General features: G+C 68.4%; 8 protein-coding genes and 1 tRNA gene. 3 read left to right on the forward strand and 6 right to left on the reverse strand.

The window, feature by feature from the left end; translation table 11 throughout:
* Both DBR12_RS22745 and DBR12_RS10810 read left to right on the forward strand, forming a co-directional pair.
* The coding region (locus DBR12_RS22745) for a translocation/assembly module TamB domain-containing protein (protein WP_233244388.1) at positions 1-2,020 on the forward strand (2,020 nt) is incomplete at its 5' end.
* Positions 2,021-2,075: 55 nt separating this feature from the next.
* A tRNA-Arg gene (locus DBR12_RS10810) sits at positions 2,076-2,150 on the forward strand.
* Between the two features lie 129 nt (positions 2,151-2,279).
* On the opposite strand, the gene DBR12_RS22195 is transcribed toward DBR12_RS10810, so the two are convergent.
* Both DBR12_RS22195 and DBR12_RS10815 read right to left on the reverse strand, forming a co-directional pair.
* The gene (locus tag DBR12_RS22195) at positions 2,280-2,453 is read right to left on the reverse strand and encodes a hypothetical protein (RefSeq protein WP_158274991.1); all 174 of its coding nucleotides are present in this window, start codon (positions 2,451-2,453) and stop codon (positions 2,280-2,282) included.
* Complete coding sequence (locus tag DBR12_RS10815; protein WP_108617242.1) at positions 2,450-3,352, reverse strand: EamA family transporter; 903 nt, start codon at positions 3,350-3,352, stop codon at positions 2,450-2,452. Before DBR12_RS10815 ends, DBR12_RS22195 begins: the two co-directional genes overlap by 4 nt.
* A gap of 103 nt (positions 3,353-3,455) precedes the next feature.
* Here DBR12_RS10815 and DBR12_RS10820 point away from each other — a divergent pair, with 103 nt between their 5' ends.
* Entirely contained in the window at positions 3,456-3,947 is a 492-nt protein-coding gene (locus DBR12_RS10820) for an Lrp/AsnC family transcriptional regulator (RefSeq protein WP_108617243.1), read from the forward strand.
* A gap of 45 nt (positions 3,948-3,992) precedes the next feature.
* Here the strand turns inward: DBR12_RS10820 and DBR12_RS10825 are convergent, their stop codons facing one another.
* From DBR12_RS10825 to DBR12_RS10840, 4 genes are all read right to left on the reverse strand, one after another.
* The gene (locus tag DBR12_RS10825; protein ID WP_108617244.1) at positions 3,993-4,991 is read right to left on the reverse strand and encodes a 2-dehydropantoate 2-reductase; all 999 of its coding nucleotides are present in this window, start codon (positions 4,989-4,991) and stop codon (positions 3,993-3,995) included.
* A gap of 195 nt (positions 4,992-5,186) precedes the next feature.
* Positions 5,187-6,536, reverse strand: a complete 1,350-nt coding sequence (locus DBR12_RS10830; protein ID WP_108617245.1) for an ATP-binding protein — start codon at positions 6,534-6,536, stop codon at positions 5,187-5,189.
* Positions 6,536-7,195: a response regulator transcription factor gene (locus DBR12_RS10835; RefSeq protein WP_108617246.1), complete on the reverse strand. Its 660-nt coding sequence runs from the start codon at positions 7,193-7,195 to the stop codon at positions 6,536-6,538. Before DBR12_RS10835 ends, DBR12_RS10830 begins: the two co-directional genes overlap by 1 nt.
* A gap of 105 nt (positions 7,196-7,300) precedes the next feature.
* The coding region (locus DBR12_RS10840; protein ID WP_108617252.1) for a Do family serine endopeptidase at positions 7,301-8,691 on the reverse strand (1,391 nt) is incomplete at its 5' end.

The raw sequence follows: 8,691 nt of genomic DNA on the forward strand, positions 1-8,691 counted from the left end.
GGCAGGCCAGGCCCGTGTGACCGGCCCCTTGCCCGGCACCGCCACGCTGCGTTGGCAGCCCCTGCGCATGGCCACCAGTGCCAACCCATTGCAACTTCAAACCCAAGGCACGCTGCAGGGCCTGCCCATGGCCTGGGTCGATGCCCTGGGCCTCGCCGAAACGCCAGCGGCTGCTGGCCGCCCAGCCCAGCCCCTGCTAGCCCGCATGGGGCTGGCCACCAGCATCTTGCTCGACGGGCACTGGAGTGTGGACACCACCCAAGGCCCCTTGCGCGCCAGTGCCAGCCTGCGCCGCACCAGTGGCGACCTGCACATCCTGGCGGGTGATGCCAACGCCATCACGGCGGTACAAAGCAGTGGCCAGGGCACGGGCGCAGGCGCAGGCGCCGTGATCGCCACCGAGGCTTCGGCCAGCCCTGCGGGATCAGCCAATGCACCTGGCACCGCCGCCGGTGTGGGCCAGGCCGAGGTCACCCTGGAGATCGACGGCGACGCCCTGCGCGCCCAACTGGCCTGGGCCAGCGAGCGGGCTGGCCAAGTGCAGGCCAGTGTCAGCACCCGCCTCACGCCCGGTGCTCCGCCAGGGTCAGGCCTTGCCTGGGCGCCCGATGCGCCATTGGCTGGCACGCTGCGCGCGCGCCTGCCCGACGTGGGGGTGTGGTCGGCCGTGGCCCCGCCCGGCTGGCGCGTGCGCGGCACGCTGGATGCGAGCGCCACCTTGTCGGGCACGCGCAATGCGCCACGCTGGGCCGGCACGCTGGGCGCTGACGACATGGCCGTGCGCTCTGTGCTCGATGGCGTGGACCTGCAAGGTGGCCGCCTGCGCGCCACGCTGCAAGGCAACCAGTTGCAGATCACCGAGTTCCGCCTGCAGGGCGGGCGCGGCAGCGGCGCGCGCATTGCGGGCTTCAGCGGCAATCGCACGGCTGCGCCGCAAGACGGCGGCACGCTCACCGCCTCTGGCCGCGTGAGCTGGGGCGACAGCGCTGCAGCATCCACCGGCCTTTCGGGCATTGCGATGTCGCTGCAGGCCGAGGCCAAGGCCCTGCAGGTGCTGGTGCGCGCCGACCGGCAGGTCAGCGTATCGGGTCAGTTGCAGGCGCAGCTGCAACAGGGCCAGATCAGCCTGCGCGGCAAGCTCACCACCGACCGCGCCACCATCATCCTGCCCGACGAATCAGCGCCCAGCCTGGGCACCGACGTGGTCGTGCGCTCTGCCGCCAAGGACCGCGAAGACCAGGCCAGAGCCCAGGCTGCCGCCAAGACCAGTCAAATTGCGGCACAAGCCGAAACCGCCAAACCGCCCGACATTGCCATCACCCTCAATTTGGGGCGTGACTTTGCGCTCAGCGGCCACGGCATCACCACGCGCCTCACCGGCGAGGTGGAGCTGCGCAGCAGCGCCGTGCCAAAAGCCCCACCCCGCGTGACCGGCGAGGTGCGCGCCGAAGAAGGTCGCTACCGCGCCTGGGGCCAGATGCTGGACGTTGAAACAGGCCTGATCCGCTTCAACGGCCCCTACAACAACCCCTCGCTCGACATCCTCGCGCTGCGCCCCAACATCAGCGTGCGCGCGGGGGTGCAACTCACCGGAAGCGCCCAGGCGCCGCGCGTCAAGCTCTACTCCGACCCCGAGCTGCCCGATGCCGAAAAACTTTCGTGGGTCGTACTGGGCCGCAGCGCCTCTGCCGGTGGCGCCGAAGCCGCAGTGCTTCAACAGGCCGCCCTGGCCCTGCTGGGGAGCAACGGCGGCCCCACCCCTGCAGCCAAAGCTGCCAGCCGCCTGGGCCTCGACGAGATCGGTTTTCGCGGCGCATCCGCCGGTGAAGACGCCAGCGCCGCCGCCCTCACCTTCGGCAAGCGCCTGTCCAAGGATTTGTATGTGACCTACGAACGCAGCCTGTCGGGCACACTGGGCACGCTGTACATCTTCTACGACATCTCGCGCCGCCTCACGCTGCGCGGACAGACCGGGGAAAAAAGCGCGGTGGACATCATCTACACCGTGAAGTACGACTGATGTTTGGGCGGCCAAAGAGGCGCCCGCGCGCCACTACAATGCGCGGCTGTCCTCGCTCCTCATAGTTCAATGGATAGAACGAGTGCCTCCTAAGCGCTAGATGCAGGTTCGATTCCTGCTGAGGGGACCAGAGTTTAAGAAAAAATGGGCTTCCCCGCGCGGCCACATTGCCTCTACAGCTATATATTTCATAGCAAAAACCACCTAACGGCCTGCACCCTCACCCGGACCACCCCGGAGCGGCCAACAAAGCACCGATTCATTCACCATTGCGGTAGCTCATGGCGTCGAGCCCTCCTGTTGGCGCCAACGCCAAGATGCACCAGGCGGTGAAGCGGCTCAAGGGGTTGATCGACAACCAGCGCGACGCACCGCCCGCCAAGCAGCCCGGAACGTCCCGAACATCACCCCCAGGAAGGGCTGTGGCGCTCATGCCGGTTGAGGCTCCGTCCCTGGTGCTGCAGGCCCACGCGCGGTGAGCGCGCTGCCCATCGAGGCGGCCATGATGCAGCCAATGGCCAGCCACTGCACCGCGCTCAGGTGCTCGCTCAGCAGGGCCATGGCGACCAGCGCGGCCACCGCAGGTTCCATGCTGATCATGATGCCAAAGGCCTCCTTGGGCAGGCGCTTGAGGGCCATCATCTCCAGTGAAATCGGCACTGCGCTCGACACCGCCGCCACCGCCACGCCGATCAGCAGCAGGCTGGGCGAGAGCAGCGCCGCCCCCGCGTGCGCCACCCCCACCGGCACCACCACCAGTGCCGCCACCAACAGGCCCAGCGACACCGAATGCCCCGCATGCAAATGCCCCGCACGCTTGCCAAACACGATGTACAGCGCCCAGAACACAGCCGCGCCCAGCGCGTAGGCCACGCCCACCGGGTCCAGCATGCTGCCGCTGAGCCCCAAGGGCAGCAGCAGCCCCAGCCCTGCGATGGCCAGCAGCACCCACACAAAATCCACCGCGCGGCGCGACGACCAGATGGCCACGGCCAGCGGCCCCGCAAACTCGATGGCCACGGCCAGGCCAAACGGCAGTGTGCGCAGCGACATGTAGAACATCAGGTTCATGCCGCCCAGCGCAGCGCCGTACAGCACCACCGACTTCGCATCGGCACGGCTCAGGCGCCAGCGCCAGGGCCGCCACAGCAAGAGCACCAGCAGTGCCGCAAACCCCACACGCAGCGCCGTGGTGCCCTGCGCCCCCACGGCCGGAAACAGCCAGTGTTTGGCCCACGATGTGCCAATGCCTAGCGCCGTGACGGAGCCCAGCACGGCAAGAAAGGGGAGAAAACGGTGGAACACAGGCGATGCGGAAGAAAAATCAGGCATGCGCAAAAATATAGTTCGCCTGCGCCGTGTTTTTGGCTCTGATTTCGGGGTCAAAACGCAACTTTCACTCACCCACGCCCGCCCCCTCCGCACGAGGTTCCGCATGACCGCACCCGCCGCACTCGACCGCTTCGACCTGGCCATCCTGGACATCCTGCAGGCCGACAACACCACGCCCCAGCGCGTGATCGCCCAGGCCGTGAACCTCTCGGCCCCGGCCGTGCAGCGGCGCATCCAGCGGCTGCAGACCACGGGCGTGATCCGCGCCAACGTGGCCGTGCTCGACCCGGAAAAGGTGGGCAAGCCGCTGACCATCGTGGTGGAGGTGCACCTGGAAAACGAGCGCCCCGACCGCACTGCCCCGCTGCGCGCCCGCATCGCTGCGCAAGAGGCCGTGCAGCAGTGCTACAGCGTGACGGGCGAGGCGGACTACCTGCTGGTGGTGACGGTGGCCTCGATGACCGATTACCAGGCGCTGACGCGGCGCCTGTTTGAAGGCGACGACAACGTGCGGTGGTTTCGGACCTCGGTGGCGCTGGAATGCATGAAGACGGGGCTGCGGGTACCGCTGGGCGCAGGCCCCGGCCTCCCGTAGGTCGGGCGGGCCCGACAGGGCGCCACCCGGCAAGCCGCCGCGTGCCTACACGCCCAGCATCCGCCGCATCTGCGCCCCGTCAAGCCGCAGCCTCGGTCCCGCCAGCAACTCACACATCCGCGCATTCAGCGGCGCCGCCATGCCCTGCTGCGCCGCCAGCCGCACCACTGCGCCGCACAGCGCATCAATCTCCGTTGCGCGCCCCGCCTCCAGGTCGTCCCACATGGACGAACGGGCGCTGGCGTCGATCTGCAGCATGCGTTTGGCAAGGCGGGTGAACAGCCAGTTGGGCAGGCGCAGCACATGGGGCAGCAGCGAGGGCGATACGGCTGTGACCTTGGCGGGGGCAATGCCCGCGCGGTCCATCACGCCCAGGGCCTCGGACTGCAGGGCTGCGAACACGCGGCGGCAATCACGGTCAAGCAGCTCCTGGCGCAGGGGCAGGTCGGACAGTGCGTTGACCGGGTTGTTGAGGTTGAGCAGCAGCTTGCCCCACTGCACAGCGCGGATGTCGGGCGGCAGCACAGTGGCCAGGCCTGCGGCGGCAAACACTGGCGCAATGCGCTCGGTGGCCGCATCGCGCTGCAGTTGCAGGTGGCCTGCGGTGGCGCGGTGCACATGCGCGCCGCGCAGCACCACGTTGTAGGGCACCATGCCCGCCAGCACCTTCAGGACCGGCGCCAGTGCCTGGACGCGGGCCACATTGTCCACGCCGTTCTGCAATGAGATGACGGGGGTGCCGGGCGCGCACGCTGCCGCCAGTTCGCGCGCGGCGGATTCGGTGGCGCCGCTTTTCACGCACAGCAGGACGATGCTGTCCGCGCCCGGCGCCGCCTCGGCCAGGGTGGCCGCCAGCCGCAGCGCCGGGGCGCCTACGGGCACGGCGTGGTCAAAGCCATCCAGGTCGGTCACGCGCAGGCCCTGCGCTGCGATGGGCTGCAGCGTGTGGGCGCGGCCCACCAGGGTCACAGCCTGGCCGTGCGCCGCCAGGCGGCCACCCACATAACAACCAATGGCGCCTGCGCCGAGAACGATGAAGTGCATGACAACGAAATCCTTGGAGAGTGGGCCCGGTGCCCGCTGGCATTGTGCAGACCGGGCGGCACGCAGTCTGGCGCGCAGGCGACGCTGAGCCCATTCATGCCTTTTCACGCTGAAACGAATGGCTTTTTTGGCCTTCTCCGCGCGACCATCATGCGCTGATAGCTATAAAATATATAGCAATTCAATCCCATGCCATCAGCCAAACCGCAGTGCCACCTGCAGCCCGCCCAGGCGCGGGGAGCGGTCTAGCGCCACGGCCGCCCCGTGCCGCTGCGCAATGGCTCGCACGATGGCCAGGCCCAGGCCGCTGCCGGCGGCGCCTTCGGCGGTTTCGCGCACGAAACGCTGCATCACGCGCTCGCGGTGCTCGGGGGCGATGCCGGGCCCGCTGTCTTCCACCGTGAGGAGGGCTCGGCCATGGTCGGTGCCCACCTGCACGTCCACCTGCCCCCCTGGCGGGGTGTATTTGATGGCGTTGTCGAGCAGGTTGCGCACCAGCATGCGCAGGGCCTCGGCATTACCCCGCACAATCACGGGCACGGTGGCGGCTTCGGAGTCGAGCAGGCCTACGTCCATGCTGCGTGCCTGGGCGGCGGGCGCCACGTCGGCCAGGGCCAGCTGGGCGATGGTGCGCAGGTCCACGGGCTCCAATGCCGTGGAGCCGGCTTCCTGCCGTGCCAGCGTCAGCAGCTGCTCGACCAGGCGCGTAGCGCGGTCGATGCCGGCTGACAGGCGTTCAATGGCTGTGGCCCGCGCGGTGTCGTCGCCCGCGCGCTGCAAGCCTTGCAGTTGCAGGCGCAGCGCCGCCAGGGGCGAGCGCAGCTCGTGCGCGGCGTCGGCCACAAAATGCTCCTGCGCTTCGAAAGCCCGCTGCACGCGCTCGAACAGCAGGTTGAGTTCGCTCACCAGCGGCTGAACCTCATCGGGCAATTGGGCATCACTCACGGGCGAGAGCTCGTCGGCCTGGCGCTGGGCCAACTGGCGGCGCACACGCTCCACCGGGGCCAGCGACCGGCTCACGCCCCACCACACGGCCAGCACCAAGAGCGGCGCCATGATGGCCAGCGGCGCCAGCGTGCGCAGCGCCATGCTGCGGGCCATGCCCTGGCGCGCGGCCATGTTCTGGGCCACCTGGATCACCTGCGATCGGGTCTGCATCGAGAAAACGCGGTAGGTGCCGCCGCGTGCCTGCACATCGGTAAAACCAAGCACTGCAATCTGCGGCAGAGCGGCGCCCACGGCCGATTCAAAAATGCGCAGGCCTTCGTTGGTCCAGACCTGCACGATGAATTCGTGGTTTTCGTCCTGCGGTTCCAGGCCCGTCCCCAGGCCTTGTGCATCCACCGGCAGGCCCGAGCGCAACGCCAGCGCGGTTTGTTGCATGTGGTAGTCGAACAGTGCATCGGCCTCTGCCAGCGCCGCCCGATAAGCCAGCGCCCCCTGCACCGCCCCGGCCAGCACGATGGCGGCGAGCAAGAAGACCAACAGCTGCATGCGCAGGGAGCGGGGGAGCAGGCCCCGCAGGGCATCAGAGAGCTTGCTCATCACATCTTCGGCACGAGGTACCCGACGCCGCGCACATTCAGCACCAGTTCGGCCCCGAGCTTCTTGCGCAAACCATGGACGTACACCTCCACCGCATTGCTGCTCACCTCGTCGCCCCAGCCATAGAGTTTCTCTTCGAGCTGGTGGCGTGAAAGCACCATGCCAGGGCGGGCAATCAGAGGTTCGAGCACGGCCCACTCGCGCCCCGACAGCACCACCGGCTTGCCGCGCACCGTCACCTCTCGCGTGGCGGGGTTGATGCAAACGCCCTGGTGCTCATACACAGGCTCGGCACGCCCCGCCGCACGGCGCAGCAATGCGCGGATGCGGGCCAGCAGTTCATCCAGGTCATAGGGTTTGAGCACGTAGTCGTCGGCCCCGGCATCGAGCCCCTCGATGCGCTGGGCCACGGCATCACGGGCCGTGGCCACCAGCACCGGGGTGCGGTTCTTGCGGGTGCGCAGATCGCGCAGCACGGTCAGACCATCGCGTTTGGGCAGGCCCAGGTCGAGCAGCACAAGGTCGTAGGGCTGGGTGCGCAAGGCCGTGTCGGCGGCGTCGCCGTCGCGCGCCCAGTCCACCGCGTAGTGTTCGGCGCGCAGCAGGTCTTGCACGGCTTCGCCGATCATGGGGTCGTCTTCAATGAGGAGCAGGCGCATGGCGGGCAAGCATAGCCAATGGCAGAACGGCTGGGCGGTGCACTGGCTTGGACAGGCTCAGCCCGAACGGGCGAGGGGCACCCGAACGCACCCTTTGTGCCCCACTCACCCCAGGCGCACTGGCACAAAAATCTTGTGGCCGTCGCGCTCGATCAGCAGCGCTACCGACTTGCCTGCCTTGGCCATGGCAGCACGCACCTGCTCGATGTTCTTTGCGGGCGCGCCGTTGATGGCCAGCAGCACGTCCCCCGGCTGTACACCGGCCGCCGCAGCGGGGCCGCGCGCCCGTTCGATCACCAGGCCCTCGGCCACGCCTACCTCGCGGCGCTCCTCGGGGTCCAGCGGGCGCAGCGACAGGCCCAGCTGGCCCTTGCCCACGGCATCGTCGTTACGCGCCTGCTTGGTCGCTTTGTCACTGGCATCGCCCAGCGTGGCCGTCAGCTCCAGCGGCTTGCCCTGGCGCCACACCGACAGTTTGGCCTGCTGCCCGGGCTGCGCCTGGCCCACCCAGGCGGGCAGATCGCCCGAGGCCACGATGGGCTGGCCGTCCACCTGGCGGATCACGTCGCCCGCCTGCAGGCCAGTCTTCTCGGCAGGGCTGCCCTTGCTGACACTGGCCACCAGCGCGCCTTCGGGCTTGTCGAGGTTGAACGACTCGGCAAATGCCTGGTTCACCTCCTGCACCACCACGCCCAGCTGCGCGTGGCGCACCTTGCCGGTGGCAACGATCTGGTCCTTGATCTTGGCGGCCAGCTCGATGGGGATGGAGAACGACACCCCTTGGTAGCCACCCGAGCGGCTGTATATCTGCGAGTTGATGCCCACCACCTCGCCACGGGCGTTGAACAGCGGACCACCGGAGTTACCGGGGTTCACCGCCACATCGGTCTGGATGAAGGGCACCAGGCTGTCGTCGGGCAGCGAGCGACCCTTGGCGCTAACCACACCGGCGGTCACGCTGTTTTCAAAGCCGAAGGGCGAGCCGATAGCCAGCACCCAGTCGCCCACCTGCAGATCGCGCGTGCTGCCCAGGCGCACGGTGGGCAGGTTCTTGGCGTCAATCTTGAGCACGGCCACATCGGTCTTGGGGTCGGCGCCCAGCACCTTGGCGCGAAACTCGCGCCGGTCGGTCAGCTTGACCACCACCTCGCTCGCGCCCTTGACCACATGGGCGTTGGTCAGCACCAGACCATCTGGGCTGACAATGAAGCCCGAGCCTTGGCCGTGCGTGGGCTGGTTGGACTGGCCCTGCGCGCCCGCGCCGGGCAAGCCGAACTGACGGAAAAATTCATAGAACGGGTCGTTGGGGTCGATCTGCGGGCCCCTGCGCTGACGCGATGCAGCTTGCCCTTCATCGTCGTCGTCGCCATCGGCCTTCGCCGCCCTGGTACTGCCCGTGACGCTGATGTTGACCACCGCCTGGCCGTTCTGCGCGGTGATCTGTGCAAAGCTGGGCAGCGCGCCGCCGGGGGCTGCCGGGGTCTGCGCCACGATGG

The organism is Acidovorax sp. HMWF029, assembly GCF_003060895.1.
Taxonomy (GTDB): Bacteria; Pseudomonadota; Gammaproteobacteria; order Burkholderiales; family Burkholderiaceae_C; genus Acidovorax.